The sequence below is a fragment of the Nocardioides dubius genome, assembly GCF_039528155.1.
GTDB classification, from domain to species: Bacteria; Actinomycetota; Actinomycetes; order Propionibacteriales; family Nocardioidaceae; genus Nocardioides; species Nocardioides dubius.
On the sequence record NZ_BAAALG010000004.1, the window covers coordinates 75,302 to 89,106 of the forward strand.

A 13,805-nucleotide genomic window follows, 5' to 3' on the forward strand; every position below is an offset into this window, starting at 1 on the left:
TCGGCCAGCGCCGCCAGCACCTCGGTGACGACGTCGGCGCTCGGCGCACCGGTGTCACGGGCGATCGCGAGCCGCCAGGCGTCCAGGGCGTCGACGCTCGACCAGAGCTGGTCGTCGGTCCACTCCCAGTCGCTGCGGTAGTGCTGACGCAGCAGGGTGAGCCGGATCGCCATCGGGTCGACCTCGCTGAGCCGCAGCGCCGAGACGAAGACCAGGTTGCCCAGCGACTTCGACATCTTCTCGCCGTCGTAGGCGACCATGCCGGCGTGGGCGTAGAGCTCGGCGAACTTCGAGCCCGGGTGTGCCACCTGGACCTCGCCGGCACACATCTCGTGGTGCGGGAAGACCAGGTCACTGCCACCGGCCTGGACGTCGAAGCCGGTGCCCAGGTGCTCGAGCGCGATCGCCGCGCACTCGATGTGCCAGCCGGGACGGCCGGGGCCGAACGGGCTCTCCCAGCTGGGCTCGCCCTCGCGCTCGCCGCGCCACAGCACGCAGTCGAGCGGGTCCTTCTTGCCCGCGCGCTCCGGGTCGCCGCCGCGCTCGCCGAACAGCGAGACCATCACGTCGCGCTCCAGGTTGGAGACCGAGCCGAAGGCGTCGTCGGCGCCGACCGAGAAGTAGAGGTCGGTCTCCACCTGGTAGACCGCACCGGTCTGCTGCAGGCGCTGGATCAGCTCGATCACCAGCGGGATCGACTCGACCGCACCGACGTAGTGGGCCGGCGGGAGCACCCGCAGCGCCTCCATGTCCTCGCGGAAGAGCTGGGTCTCACGCTCGGCGAGCTCGACCCAGTCCACCTTGACCTTGGTGGCACGCTCCAGCAGCGGGTCGTCGACGTCGGTGACGTTCTGCACGTAGGTGACGTCGTGACCGGCGTTGCGCCAGGCGCGGTTGAGCAGATCGAAGGCGACGTAGGTGGCGGCGTGCCCCATGTGGGTGGCGTCGTAGGGCGTGATGCCGCAGACGTAGAGCCGCGCGGCACCGGTCGGCGAGGTCTTCTGCAACTGACCCGTGGCGGTGTTGTGCAGGCTGACCTGCGGACCGTTCACGGGCAGGGACGGGACCTCTGGAGCTGACCAGGTGCGCATGTCGCGAAGCCTAGAGGATCAGGAAAGGACGTTCAGAAGGCAGGCCACGGAATGGCCGGCCAGGAGCCGTCCGGGATCGGGAAGGCGGCCTCGGCGATCAGCTCGGCGCAACGGCTGAAGAACTGCTCCACCTCCGCCATCGTCAGCAGCTCGTAGAGCCGCTCGCGCAGCTCGTCGTCGGCAGCCACCCGGCCCACCGCGATCAGCTCGTCGTCGCTCAGTGGCTCCTCGGCCCAGCCCCACAGCACGGTGCGCAGCTTGGGCTCGACGTGGAAGGCCACCCCATGGTCGACGCCGTAGCGGTGGCCGTCCGCCATCGCCAGCACATGACCGCCCTTGCGGTCGCCGTTGTTGATCAGCACGTCGAAGACCGCCATCCGCCGCATCGGCGCCGAGTCCTCGTGGACCAGCGCCACCGGGCGGCCGGCGCCGTCCTGGGCGTCCAACACGTGCCGGAACCCGGCCGGCACCTCATCGGGCGCCACGATGTCCACCGCGGCCTGCTCCGGGTCGGGCTCCTTCCACTCCTGCACCATCCCGACGCCGTGCGGGCCGTCACGCAGCACGGTGGGCGGCACGACCTCCCAGCCCAAGGACTGCGAGACCAGGAAGGCCGCGTACTCGCGCTCGGCCAAGGTGCCGTCGGGGAAGTCCCACAGCGGCTGCTCGCCGCGCACCGGCTTGTAGACGACCTGGAGCTCGCCGAGCCGGCCGATGAAGGTGGCGTTCGAGGCCGGCATCACCCGGCCGGTCAGCTCCAACGGCAGCGGAAGCGCCTCGGCCAGGGTCACGGGTCGCGCCGCCGGAAGCCGTTGGCGCGAACGCAGAGGTGACCTGCCGGGTCGATCGGGTTGCCGCAGAACGGGCACGACTCGCGGCCGGCTCCGACCACGACCTCGGCCCGCTTCACGAAGGCGCGGGCCTCCCCTGCGCCGATCCGGACCAGGAAGACCTCGTCGGGCTCGGGCACCTCGGTGCCCTCCTCCAGGCTGAGGTCGAACTCCTCGTCGAAGGGGAAGACCTCGATGATGATCCGGTCGTCGCGGGTGTCCCACGACAGCGTCATCGTGCCGGCGCGGAACTCCTCCTCGATCGGCTGCTCCAGCGGACCATTGTCCTGCAACAGGAACGGCGCCACCGCGGGGATCAGGGTCTTGGTGCCCTCGTCCTCCATCAGGGTGTCCAGCAGGTTGTCGAGCCGCTCGGCGAGGACCGCCACCTGCTGCTTCTCGATGCCCACGGTGACCAGTCGCCGCGCCGAGCGGGCCTGGAGGAAGAAGGCGCGTTGACCGGGCTCACCGACGGTCCCGACGACGAACCGGTCCGGCGGGTCGAAGAGATGCACCACAGAAGCCATGCCGCAAGCCTAGTAGGGCTCAGGCAGCGCCCGCGCCGCCGCCGACGACGGCGTCACCTGCAGGTGCCTCGTCCACGGGCGGCTTGGCGGCCAGCCAGGTCAGCTCGCCTGCGGCGGTGTTGCTGGCGAGCACGAACGGGCGGTGCTCGGTGTAGCGGATCACCGAGATCGAGGCCGGGTCGATGTGCAGGCGCTGGAAGAGGTCGAGGTGCATGCCCAGTGCGTCGGCGAGCACCGCCTTGATCACGTCGCCGTGGCTGACCGCGACCCAGACCGCTCCGGCGCCGTCGGCCTGCTCGACCTCGGCGTCGATCCGGCGCACGGTGGCCACCGCCCGCGCGGCGAGTGCGGCCATCGCCTCGCCGTCGGGGAAGGTCACCGCTGACGGGTGCTGCTGCACGGTGCGCCAGAGCGGCTCCTTGAGCAGGTCCTTGATCTGCTGACCGGTCCACGAGCCGTAGTCGCACTCGGTCAGGCCCTCCTCGACGCGCAGCTCCAGGTCGCGACCGGCGAGGATCGGGGCCGCCGTCTGCTGGCAGCGCTCCATCGGGCTGGAGAACACCCCGCTGAGCCGGAGCCCGGCGACCCGCTCCGCGGCGGCGACGGCCTGGGCGCGACCGTGTTCGTCGAGGGAGACGCCGAGCGAGCGGCCGGCGAGCACGCCACCGGTGTTGGCGGTGCTGCGGCCATGGCGCAGCAGGATCACGGTTGCCATGCAGCGGAGCCTACGCGGCGTACCCTCGCGTTTGTGATCGTTGACAGCGCGCTCTATCGCAACGGGGTCCGGGTGCCCCTCGACACCGACATCTCGGACCTCGCCGCTGTCCGCGCGCGGTGCTCGGACGCGAGCAGCTTCGTCTGGGTCGGGCTGCACGAGCCCTCCGCCGAGGAGCTGGCGACGGTCGCCGACGTCTTCGGCCTGCACCGGCTCGCCGTCGAGGACGCAGTGAAGGCGCACCAGCGGCCCAAGCTGGAGCAGTACCAGGACTCACTCTTCCTGGTGCTCAAGACGCTCTGGTACGTGGACGAGGAGGACGCCGTCGAGACCGGCGAGATCAACCTCTTCATCGGTTCCGACTTCGTGGTCTCGGTGCGGCACGGCCAGGGCAGCGACCTGCGTGGCTCGCGCGGCTACCTGGAGGCGCACCCCGAGCTGGCCGCGCACGGGCCGACGTCGGTGGTCTACGCGATCTGCGACCGGGTGGTGGACGCCTACGAGGCGGTCGCCGCGGAGCTGGAGGAGGACGTGGACGAGGTCGAGGCGTCGGTCTTCTCCCCCGAGCGCACCGACGACTCGCCCAGGATCTATGTGCTCAAGCGGGAGCTGGCCGAGGTGCGCCGCGCGGTGCTGCCGTTGCGCGAGCCGGTCCGGCGCGCCTCGGAGGCGAGCGTGCCGGGGATGTCCGCGGAGGCGGCGCCCTACTTCCGCGACATCGGCGACCACCTCAACCGGGTGGCGGAGACCATCGACACCCTCGACGTCCTGCTGTCGTCGGCGTTCGATGCGCAGCAGGCCCGGATCTCGGTGCAGCAGAACGACGACATGCGCAAGATCTCGGCAGGCGTGGGCCTGATCGCGGCCCCCACCCTGATCGGCTCGGTGTACGGCATGAACTTCGACCACATGCCGGAGCTGCACTGGGCGTTCGGGTACCCGTTCGCACTGGGCCTGATGGCGCTCTCGTCGCTGGCGGCGTGGATCTTCTTCAAGCGCTCCGGCTGGCTCTAGCCCAATGTGACCTCAGCGTCGCAAATCGCGCCCGAACCCAGCGCTCCGCTCACATCGAGCGGCTCAAGCGCTCAGGACGCCGGTCGCGAGCATGATCAGCACGAACGCGCCGAGCGCCACCCGGTAGATCACGAACGGCGTGTACGACTTGGTGGAGACGTAGCGCAGCAGCCAGGCGATCGCGGCGTAGCCGACCAGGAACGAGACGACGGTCGCGGTGATCGTCGGCCCCCAGCCGAAGTCGTTGTGCCCGTGCGGGATCTCCTTGAGCTCGAAGAGCCCGGCGCCGACGACGGCAGGGATCGCCAGCAGGAAGGCGAAGCGGGTCGCCGTCTCCCGGTCGAAGCCGAGGAAGCGGCCCATCGAGATGGTGGCGCCGGAGCGCGAGACGCCGGGGATCAGGGCCGCGGCCTGGGCCGCGCCGAGCAGCACCGCCTCGCGGACGCCGACGTCCTTGAGCGTCTTGTCCGAGCGGCTCATCCGGTCCGCGATGCCGAGGATCAGGCCGAGCACGATCAGGGTCGTGCCGATCACCCAGAGGTTGCGGAAGTCGTTCTCGATGACGTCCTTGAGCAGGATGCCGAGGATCACGATCGGCATCGAGCCGATGATGATGTACCAACCCATCCGGGCGTCGGCGTGGCCGCGATACTCGGCCTTCACCAGCGAGCGCAGCCACATCGTGGCGATCCGCCAGATGTCCTTGCGGAAGTAGATCAGCACCGCCAGCTCGGTGCCGATCTGGATCACCGCGGTGAACGCAGCGCCCGGGTCGCCCCAGCCGAAGAGCTCGGGGAAGATCCGCAGGTGCGCACTGCTGGAGATGGGCAGGAACTCGGTCAGGCCCTGCAGGACGCCCAGGAACACCGCTTTGAGGAACTCGATCACAACCCGGAAGCCTACGGGCCGCCCCACGGCGAGCACGCGACTCCTGCTCCGGCGAGCCGCGCGAGTGTGACGACCAGGTGTGTCCTAACGTTTGCCGCATGCAGCAGCGTGCGGTCGGCAACACCGGATTGAAGGTCTCTCGTCTCGGCCTGGGCACCCTGACCTGGGGCCGCGACACCGACGAGCACGAGGCACGCGACCAGCTGATCGCCTTCACCGAGGCAGGCGGCACCCTGATCGACACCGCGGCCGGCTACGGCGACGGTGCCTCGGAGGAGCTGATCGGCAGCCTGCTCGGCGACGTCGTCCCCCGTGAGGACGTCGTGCTCGCCACCAAGGCCGGCATCTCCCGGCGTCGTGGCGTGCGGGAGACCGACACCTCGCGCGGCACCATGCTCCGCTCGCTCGACGAGTCCCTCAAGCGGCTCGGCGTGGACCACGTGGACCTGTGGCAGGTGCACACCTGGGTCGACGACGTGCCGCTGGAGGAGACCCTCTCCGCGCTCGACTACGCGGTGAGCAGCGGCCGGGTGGCCTATGTCGGCATCTCCAACTACGGCGGCTGGCAGAGCGCGCAGGCGGCCACCTGGCAGCGCGCGGTGCCGGGCCGGGCGACGCTGGCCTCGACCCAGGTCGAGTACTCGCTGCTGAACCGCCAGGTCGAGCACGAGGTGCTGCCTGCTGCCGAGGCGATGGGCCTGGGCGTCTTCCCCTGGTCGCCGCTGGGCCGCGGCGTGCTCACCGGCAAGTACCGCACCGGGACGCCGGCCGACTCCCGCGCCGCCTCGCCGCACTTCGCCAACTTCGTCGGCAGCTACCTGACGCCGCGCAACCAGCAGATCGTGGAGGCCGTGATCGCCGCGGCCGAGGGGTTGGGCTGGACGCCGATCGAGGTGGCCCTGACCTGGGTGCGCGACCGCACCGGCGTCACGGCACCGATCGTCGGGGCACGGACCGCTGCCCAGCTTCGAGCCTCGCTGAGCACCGAGGCCCTGGCCCTGCCACCGGCCCTGATCGAGGCCCTCGACGACGTCTCGGCGGGCGAGTAGCCATGGCTGCGGTCGAGCGTCGTGCCTTGCGCAAGGGCATGGAGTGGGAGTTCGACCGGATCACCCTGCCGCGTGAGCTGAGCAAGAGCCTGGTCACCCGGATGCTCGTCGAGCGCGCCGAGAACGGCGGCTGGGAGCTCGCCCGGGTGCAGATCAAGAGCGACGGCGTGCGCCGGATCGTGCTGCGCCGCAAGATCATCCGGCAGACCCGCCCCAGCTTCTACCTCTAGCCCGAGCCTGCGCTTGTTACGCCCGAGCTTGCGCTCCTCGCGACGCGCACCTCAGGCCAGGTCGAGGAACCGGTCGAACACCCGCGCCCCGAACTCCAGCGCATCCAGCGGCACCCGCTCGTCGACGCCGTGGAACAACGAGCCGAAGTCGAGGTCTGCGGGCAGCCGCAGCGGCGCGAAGCCATAGGACTCCATGCCGAGCTTGCGGAAGTGCTTGGCGTCGGTGCCCGCGCCCATCAGGAACGGTGCGACGACGGCGTCCGGATCGGCGTCCAGCAGCGAGGCGGTCATCGCGTCCACCAGCCGGCCCTCGAACGGCGAGGCCCACGGCTGCTGGTGGGAGACGGCCTCCCAGGCGACGCCGTCCCCGCAGAGCTCGGCGAGGGTCGCAAAGAACTCGTCCTCGTAGCCCGGCAGGAACCGGCCGTCGACGTGCGCCGTTGCCTCGCTGGGGATCACGTTCACCTTGTACCCGGCGTCGAGCATGGTCGGGTTGCAGATGTTGGCGATGGTCGAGCCGAGCATCGCGGCGCTGGACTCGAACTCCTCGATCAGGCTCTGGGCGTTCTCCGGCGTCGCCTCGGTGCCGGCGATGTCGGCCACGGCTGCCAGCAGCACCTCCATCGCTGGGGTGAGCCGCACCGGCCACTGGTAGGCGCCGATCCGCGCCACGGCACCGCTGAGCCGGCTGATCGCGTTGTCCGTGTTGATCATCGAGCCGTGGCCTGCCTTGCCGCGGGCGGTGAGCTTGAGCCAGGCCATGCCCTTCTCGGCGGCCTCGATCAGGTAGATCCGCTTGCCACGAACGGTGGTGCTGAAGCCGCCGACCTCGCCGACCGCCTCGGTGCAGTCGGCGATCAGCTCCGGGTACTGCTCGACGACGTGCTGGGCGCCCTTGTGGCCGCCGGCCTCCTCGTCCGCGGTGAAGCAGAGCACGATCGGGCGACGCGGGTGCGCGCCGGCGCGGACCCGGGCCCGGATCACCGAGAGCGCCATCGCGTCGAAGTCCTTCATGTCCACGGTGCCGCGGCCCCACAGATAGCCGTCGTGGACCTCGGCTGCGAACGGATCGAAGCGCCAATCCTCAGCCGCAGCAGGGACGACGTCGAGGTGACCGTGGATCAGCAGGGGCTCGCCGTCGCCGTCGCCCCACCGCGCGACCAGCGAGGTGCGGCCCGGCTCCGACTCCATCAGCGTGCTCTCGATGCCGACCTCATCGAGCAGCGTCGCGACGTACTCGGCGGCCTTCCGCTCACCGGGGCCGTCGCCGTCGCCGTAGTTGGAGGTGTCGATCCGGATCAGCTCGCGACACAGATCCACGACCTCGGCCGCTGCGTCGTATGCCCCGTTTTGTCCCTCACCCGTCCCGATCGGACTGCTCTGCTCAGCCATGCCGCCATCTTGTCATCTCGGTGGAAGGGGCCCGATGTGCGTTCTGGGCCAAGGTGTTGTTATGGTTTCACCGCACTCGTCCGGGTGGCGGAATAGGCAGACGCGCTAGCTTGAGGTGCTAGTGCCCTTTATCGGGCGTGGGGGTTCAAGTCCCCCCTCGGACACCAGCAGGAATCAAAACGGGCCAGGAGAGATCCTGGCCCGTTCTGCATTTTCACGACGCGCCGGAATCCGGTGGCACCGCGCGAGATCAGCGGCGAGGATCATCCCGTGAGTGACGCGACCACCGACCATCCCGAAGCACTGTGGACCTCGGAGAACCCGAAGTACGGGGTCGTTCGCCAGGTTCTCCACCAGGACGGGTTCGCCGTCCGCTTCGACGATCTCAATGGGGACCATCGCGAGATCTGCCTCACCGTCTTCCAGCGCGGCGCCTCGGGGTGGCAACCGATCGCCCAGGCCGATGACGTCGAATACCCCGCTCACCTTGAGGACTCTGCCTGCTGGGGCTACGCGGGCCGGTTGGCATGGGCGGTCGGGCGTGGCCGACCCGGCGACCAGGCCGTCGTCCACATCGGGGCCGCGCACCACCCCGTGCATGCTGATGACGACGGATGGTGGTTGGTCCTGCAGGAGACGGACCCGCTCAACGAGGGCGATGACTGGCCTGAGGTCTCGGTTCGCCGCTGACCGACCGGGCGTCTCTCAACTGCCGCCGCCTCCACTTGTCCACATCCCGTGGTGCGGCGTGTGGCCGGGCAGATGGGTGGGCAACCCGGGGGTCTGCGGCGAGGTGGGGGCCTTGGCGCGGGGGCCGTGGCGGCGCTCGCGCACCCGCGATGCCACCTCTACGACGACCGCGAGGCCGACGAGTCCACCGAGAATTCCGAGAACCATGGTCCGTCTCCTTCACCAGGGGCCTCCACGCTAACCCGCGGTGCGTCGTCCGGCGAGCAGTTTGGCAGGTTCCGCCCAACCCGGATGGGTCGCTCGGGTAGGTTCCGGGCGTGAGCGCGACCACTGCCGACAAGACTCCCCCACCGCCCCGGTTCGTCGACCTCGACGACGCCGGCATCGAGGCGGAGCGTCAGCGCTACGCCGCGCTGACCGAGGCGGTGCGCGACCTGATCNCCTGATCGACGCCACCGTCCGCACCACGGCCGACGCCGCCGAGCTGGGCGGCGTCGCCGCCGCGATCCGCGCGCAGACGGCCCGGCTGCGCGCCGAGCAGATCGATGGCCCGCTCGGCGTCACCTGGACCGCGCAGGGCAAGCGGATGGGTTGGGGCAACGCCGTAGTCGGCCACCGCAACCCGATCGCGCCGCCGGTCCGCCTGGTCGCGGAGCCGGACGGCACCGTCTGGGCGGAGTTCACCCTGGGGGCCGCCTACGAGGGCCCGAACCACCTCACCCACGGCGGCGTCTCGGCCCTGATCCTGGACCAGGCGCTCGGCGCAGCTGCCGAGGTCGCCGGTGCCCCGGGAATGACCGGAACGCTGACCCTGCGCTACCTGCGCGGCACTCCCCTGGGCCGGTTGCGCGTCCAGGCCAAGGCGACCCGCACCGAGGGCGTGAAGACCTTCGTGTCCGGCACCATCGGCGACGAGGACGGCGTCTGCGTGCAGGCGGAGGGCATCTTCATCCTCCCGGCCCAGCTCCGCGAGCGCTACGCCGAGCACGCCGCGCTGATCGGCTACGACCCGCACAGCTACCCGGAGACCTGAGCCTGGAACGCAGGGCCCCGCCCCGATCGGGGCCCTACGTCTTCCCGCCCGAGGCGACAGGCGGGGGCTCTGGTCAGCGCTTCTCGCAGGCGATGCCGTCCTTGTCGGCGTCCAGGCGCTTGTTGTGGCTCATCGCCTTGTTGTAGATCGCAGTGGAGCGCTTGAAGGTGGTGACCGGCGTGCCGCTGGTGCGGTCCTTGGCCTTGTTCTTGCCGACGCCGTGCGGGTAGACCTTCTGCAACGCGGTGCAGTTCTTGAACTGCTTCGGCATCGCGGCCTCAGCGCTCTCGACGACGCTGAGCGGACCGATCGCCAACGCGACCGTTGCCAGGCCGACGGCCAGGTGGGGCATCCTCATGGTGCTGTGCTTCCTCTCGACTCGGCGACCGCTCTCGGGTGCGGCCGCGGCCCCCAGCCAAGCCGACCGCCGACCGGCCCGCGGCGGAATCAGGCAAGCTGCCGCAGAAGACCCCGGATTTGCTCACCTGATGACAAATTCTCCATCCGGGGCAGGCGGACGGCGTCTGCCGGGCGCACACTGGCAGGGTGATCCGGACCGTGGGCGTCGAGGAGGAGCTGCTGGTGGTCGACCACCAGAGCGGGCGTCCGCTCGGGGTGGCCGGCAAGGTGATCGCGCGCGGGGACCACGATCTGACCACGGAGTTCAAGCGCCAGCAGCTGGAGACGGACTCTCCCCCGCGCTCCAGCCTCGACGTGCTGGCGGCCGACCTGCGCGCATCGCGCGACGTGGCGATCGCCGCAGCCCGTGCGGAGGGGGCCAGGGTGGTCGCCTCCGGCACCGCGCCGACGGAGACGACGTCGCAGGTCGTGCCCGAGGACCGCTACCGAGCGATGGTCGAGCGCTACGGGATCACCGCGACCGAGCAGCTGACCTGCGGCTGTCATGTGCATGTGGCAGTCGACTCCGACGACGAGGGCGCCGTCGCGCTCAACGGCATCCGGATCTGGCTCCCGGTGCTGCTCGCCCTCAGCGCCAACTCGCCGTTCTGGCAGGGCCACGACACCCGCTTCGCCAGCTTCCGCGCCCAGGCCATGGCTCGCTGGCCCTCCAGCGGGCCGCCCGATCTGTTCGCCGACGGCGCCGACTACCGCGCCACGGTGCAGCGGATGGTGGAGACCGGCGTGCTGATGGACGTCGCGATGGTCTACTTCGACGCCCGGCTCTCGGCCAGGTATCCGACCATCGAGATCCGAGTCGCCGACGTCTGTCCCGATGTGCGCGACACGGTCCTGCTCGCCGCCCTGTGCCGGGCTCTGGTCGACACCGTCGTCGCGGAGCGGCGACCCCCACCGGACATCGCCACCTCCTGGATACGGCTCGCCACCTGGCAGGCGTCCCGGCACGGCCTCGAGGGCACGCTGCTCGACCCGCACACCCTGAGGCCGACGCCGGCACACGACGTGGTGCAGCGCCTGGTCGACCTGGTGACGCCGGCACTCGCCGCGAACGGCGACCTGGAGTTCGCTCGCGATCAAGTGGCGCGCATCCTGCAGGACGGCAACGGTGCCAGCCAGCAGCGGGCCGTCCTCGCCCGGACCAACCGGCTCTCGGAGGTGGTCGCCCAGCTGGCCCGGGTCACCGCCGGCCACGCCGACTGAGCTCAGCCGGCCACCGCCAGCGGGGCGAGCGTCTGGCAGGCCGCCAGGTACCCGCCGAGCAGGGCCCGCGCCACCTGGCCGACCGCCTCGTCGGGTGGCAGGAAGTCCGGACGATGCAGCCCGGGGTCGGAGCCGGTGATCGACTCCACGCCGACGAAGACCATCAATGAGGGAACCCGCGCGCAGAAGAACGAGAAGTCGTCGGCACCGCAGGAGCGCAGCGGCGGGGCCGAGGTCATCCCGGCCCGCTCGATCATCTGGGTGGCGACGGTGGCCAGGGCCTGATCGTTCTTGAGCACCGGCGCACCCAGCGACATCTCCACCGAGGCATCGCACCCGTGGATGTTGGTGACGGCGCGGGTCGTCTCCTCGATCGCATGGTGCAGGCGCACCCGGTCCCGCTCGTCGAACGTGCGCAGGATGCCGCGCATCCGCACCGTGGACGGGACCACGTTCGCGGACTTCCCGCCATTGATCGAGCCGACCGTGAGCACGGTGGGATGCACCGGGTTCACCTGGCGCGAGATGAGGTGTTGGAAGGTGCCGATCAGGTTCGCGGACGCCACCACGGGGTCGGCGGTCAGGTGCGGATAGGCCGCGTGGCCACCGTGCCCGTGGACCTCGATGGTGAACTGGTCGGCCGCGGCGTTGACCGGCCCACCGGTGGCGGCGAAGGTCCCCGGCTCCAACGTGGGCTGCACGTGGGCCCCGACCATGGCCCGGACGTCGTGGGCGGCGAACTCCTCGCTGGTCACGACGTCGCGGGCGCCCGACGGCAGGGTCTCCTCTCGGGGCTGCAGCACCAGCAGCAGGGGCAGCGGCCCCGGCACGGCCCGCAACGACCTGGCCAGCGCCACCGCCGCCGCCATGTGCACGTCGTGCCCGCAGGCGTGCATCGCGGCGTTGCGCGAACGCCAAGCCACGCCGGTGGCCTCCGCCACCGGCAGTGCGTCGAGCTCGGCGCGGACGCCGACCGCAGGCCCGTCCGGCGCCTCGAACCGGACCAGGGCACCCCCGAACCCGAGCCGCTGCCCTGCCACACCCAGCGCGTCGAGCAGCGCGGTGGTGGTGTCGCCCTCGTCGCCGCTGATCCGCGGCTCGGCATGCAGCTGGCGACGCAACCGCTCGGCGTCGGGGATCTCCTGCTCCAGAGCGGCGAACAGCGCTCCGGCGCTCTGCACCACGGTGTCGGTCATGACTCCCGACCTCCAGACAGGTAGCGGGTGACTGTCTCGAGCGTATCCGCCTCGGCGGCTTCCTTGTCATCGCGATAGCGCACCACCCGTGCGAACCGCAGCGCCACGCCGCCCGGATAGCGCGACGAGCGCTGGACGCCGTCGAAGGCGACCTCCACGACCTGCTCGGGGCGCAGGGTCACCACGTAGCCGTCGTCGGCGACCTCCAGCTCACGGAATCGCTCGGTCTGCCAGGCCAGGATCTCGTCGCTCATCCCCTTGAACGTCTTGCCCAGCATCGTGAAGGTGCCGTCCGGGTTGCGTGCGCCGAGGTGGATGTTGGAGAGCCAGCCCTGGCGCCGGCCACTGCCGCGCTCGACCGCCAGCACCACCAGGTCGAGGGTGTGCCGCGGCTTGACCTTCACCCAGCCCGCACCGCGCCGTCCGGCGGCATACGGCGCGTCGAGGGACTTGAGGATCACGCCCTCGAAGCCGTCCGCCACCGCGTCGGCGAAGCGCGCCTCCGCCTGCGCCGCCGAGGGCGGCGTGCCGACCTCGGTGAGCATCCCCGGTGCCAACGCCGTCAGCGCCTCACGACGCTCGCCGTACGGCAGATCGATCAGGTCGACGCCGTCACGATGCAGCAGGTCGAAGAAGAACCCGCGCAGCTCCTCCTCCCCGGCGCGCGTGGCCGAACGCGACGCCGTCTCCTGGAACGGCCGCGGTCGGCCGTCCTCGTCGAGCAGCAGCGCCTCGCCGTCCAGCACCACTGCCTCGCAGGCCAGTCCCAGCACCTGCGCCACCACGCCCGGCATCCGCTCGGTCACCTCGTCCAGGCTGCGGGTGAAGATCCGGACCTCGGCCCCGCGGCGATGCACCTGCACCCGGACGCCGTCGAGCTTGGTATCCACGGCGATGCCGCTCGCGGAGCCCATGCCCTCCCACCCGCTGGCGACGTCGGGGGCACTGCCCGCCAGCATCGGGCGCACCGGGCGCCCAACCTGCAGCCCGAACGCGCGCAGCGCAGCCTCGCCGCCGTCGAACGCGGCCCGCGCCACCTCGGGCGTCGAGCCACCCAACATCGCGGCCCGGCGGACCACCTCGACCTCGACTCCGGTCGCCTCCGCGATCGCATCGAGCAGCAGTGCGTCCAGGGCGCCCTGGCGCAGCTCACCGGCGACCAGGCCGCGCAGGAACGCCTGCTCGCTCGCGGTGGCGCGACCGAAGAGCTCGCGCACCAACGCGGAGCGCCGCGTGGCCGACCCCGGCCCGGCCAGCTCGGAGATCGTCTGGAACGCAGCGTCGACCTCCGCCACGGTCAGGGTGGCGGAGGTCGACGGGTCCGGCAGGTCACGCAGGGCGGCCCAGCCCACCCCGGTCCTGCGCTGTTGGAGCTCACCGGCCAGGTAGCCGGCCGCCAACTCGATGCTCTCCCCCGAGGAAGCAAGAGTCGCAGCCAACGCCGCCCGCTTCGCCAGTCGAGACCGGGTGACCCGCACGGCCTCCCACGCCTCAACGATCACCTGCAGTCGCATCGCGCCTCCTTGCCCG

The 13,805-nt window shown here is 70.9% G+C and carries 16 protein-coding genes and 1 tRNA gene; 7 read left to right on the forward strand and 10 right to left on the reverse strand.

Features of this window, described 5'->3' with window-relative positions; translation table 11 throughout:
• The 4 genes from mshC to ABD151_RS06555 form a co-directional block, all read right to left on the reverse strand.
• Positions 1–1,091 (reverse strand): cysteine--1-D-myo-inosityl 2-amino-2-deoxy-alpha-D-glucopyranoside ligase (gene mshC / locus ABD151_RS06540; protein WP_343992527.1); only part of this gene is annotated, 1,091 nt, incomplete at its 3' end.
• A 32-nt stretch (positions 1,092–1,123) separates the two neighbouring features.
• Positions 1,124–1,882 carry an SCO1664 family protein gene (locus ABD151_RS06545; RefSeq protein ID WP_343992529.1) on the reverse strand — a complete coding sequence of 253 codons (759 nt, stop codon included), beginning with the start codon at positions 1,880–1,882 and terminating at the stop codon, positions 1,124–1,126.
• Entirely contained in the window at positions 1,879–2,448 is a 570-nt protein-coding gene (locus ABD151_RS06550) for a DUF3090 domain-containing protein (RefSeq protein WP_343992531.1), read from the reverse strand. The genes ABD151_RS06545 and ABD151_RS06550 overlap by 4 nt, the downstream gene beginning before the upstream one ends.
• 19 nt (positions 2,449–2,467) lie before the next feature.
• Positions 2,468–3,163, reverse strand: coding sequence for an MSMEG_4193 family putative phosphomutase (locus tag ABD151_RS06555; protein WP_343992532.1), 696 nt, complete (start codon positions 3,161–3,163; stop codon positions 2,468–2,470).
• A gap of 33 nt (positions 3,164–3,196) precedes the next feature.
• On the opposite strand from ABD151_RS06555, the gene corA reads away from it, so the two are divergent.
• Positions 3,197–4,177, forward strand: coding sequence for a magnesium/cobalt transporter CorA (gene corA, locus ABD151_RS06560; protein WP_343992534.1), 981 nt, complete (start codon positions 3,197–3,199; stop codon positions 4,175–4,177).
• Positions 4,178–4,240: 63 nt separating this feature from the next.
• Here corA and ABD151_RS06565 read toward each other — a convergent pair whose 3' ends face one another.
• Positions 4,241–5,065, reverse strand: a complete 825-nt coding sequence (locus ABD151_RS06565; RefSeq protein WP_343992536.1) for an undecaprenyl-diphosphate phosphatase — start codon at positions 5,063–5,065, stop codon at positions 4,241–4,243.
• A gap of 98 nt (positions 5,066–5,163) precedes the next feature.
• Here ABD151_RS06565 and ABD151_RS06570 point away from each other — a divergent pair, with 98 nt between their 5' ends.
• Entirely contained in the window at positions 5,164–6,114 is a 951-nt protein-coding gene (locus ABD151_RS06570; RefSeq protein WP_343992538.1) for an aldo/keto reductase, read from the forward strand.
• A gap of 2 nt (positions 6,115–6,116) precedes the next feature.
• Complete coding sequence (locus ABD151_RS06575) at positions 6,117–6,344, forward strand: DUF5703 family protein (protein WP_343992540.1); 228 nt, start codon at positions 6,117–6,119, stop codon at positions 6,342–6,344.
• A gap of 51 nt (positions 6,345–6,395) precedes the next feature.
• Here ABD151_RS06575 and ABD151_RS06580 read toward each other — a convergent pair whose 3' ends face one another.
• Positions 6,396–7,736: a M20/M25/M40 family metallo-hydrolase gene (locus ABD151_RS06580; protein WP_343992542.1), complete on the reverse strand. Its 1,341-nt coding sequence runs from the start codon at positions 7,734–7,736 to the stop codon at positions 6,396–6,398.
• 78 nt (positions 7,737–7,814) lie between these two features.
• On the opposite strand from ABD151_RS06580, the gene ABD151_RS06585 reads away from it, so the two are divergent.
• Positions 7,815–7,903 (forward strand) — tRNA-Leu (locus ABD151_RS06585).
• A 103-nt stretch (positions 7,904–8,006) separates the two neighbouring features.
• On the forward strand, positions 8,007–8,426 hold the full coding sequence (locus tag ABD151_RS06590) for a hypothetical protein (RefSeq protein ID WP_343992543.1): 420 nt from the start codon (positions 8,007–8,009) through the stop codon (positions 8,424–8,426).
• Between the two features lie 15 nt (positions 8,427–8,441).
• Here the strand turns inward: ABD151_RS06590 and ABD151_RS06595 are convergent, their stop codons facing one another.
• Complete coding sequence (locus ABD151_RS06595; protein ID WP_343992545.1) at positions 8,442–8,633, reverse strand: hypothetical protein; 192 nt, start codon at positions 8,631–8,633, stop codon at positions 8,442–8,444.
• A 379-nt stretch (positions 8,634–9,012) separates the two neighbouring features.
• Between ABD151_RS06595 and ABD151_RS06600 the strand changes: the two genes are divergently transcribed.
• Positions 9,013–9,459, forward strand: coding sequence for a PaaI family thioesterase (locus ABD151_RS06600; RefSeq protein WP_343992547.1), 447 nt, complete (start codon positions 9,013–9,015; stop codon positions 9,457–9,459).
• A 73-nt stretch (positions 9,460–9,532) separates the two neighbouring features.
• On the opposite strand, the gene ABD151_RS06605 is transcribed toward ABD151_RS06600, so the two are convergent.
• Positions 9,533–9,817: an excalibur calcium-binding domain-containing protein gene (locus ABD151_RS06605; RefSeq protein ID WP_343992549.1), complete on the reverse strand. Its 285-nt coding sequence runs from the start codon at positions 9,815–9,817 to the stop codon at positions 9,533–9,535.
• Between the two features lie 188 nt (positions 9,818–10,005).
• On the opposite strand from ABD151_RS06605, the gene ABD151_RS06610 reads away from it, so the two are divergent.
• A complete protein-coding gene (locus ABD151_RS06610) occupies positions 10,006–11,079 on the forward strand; it encodes a carboxylate-amine ligase (protein ID WP_343992551.1) in 1,074 nt (357 codons plus the stop codon).
• 2 nt (positions 11,080–11,081) lie between these two features.
• On the opposite strand, the gene ABD151_RS06615 is transcribed toward ABD151_RS06610, so the two are convergent.
• Both ABD151_RS06615 and ABD151_RS06620 read right to left on the reverse strand, forming a co-directional pair.
• Positions 11,082–12,275, reverse strand: coding sequence for a M20 metallopeptidase family protein (locus ABD151_RS06615; protein WP_343992553.1), 1,194 nt, complete (start codon positions 12,273–12,275; stop codon positions 11,082–11,084).
• Positions 12,272–13,789: an ATP-dependent DNA ligase gene (locus ABD151_RS06620; RefSeq protein ID WP_343992555.1), complete on the reverse strand. Its 1,518-nt coding sequence runs from the start codon at positions 13,787–13,789 to the stop codon at positions 12,272–12,274. The genes ABD151_RS06615 and ABD151_RS06620 overlap by 4 nt, the downstream gene beginning before the upstream one ends.
• Positions 13,790–13,805: the final 16 nt, after the last annotated feature.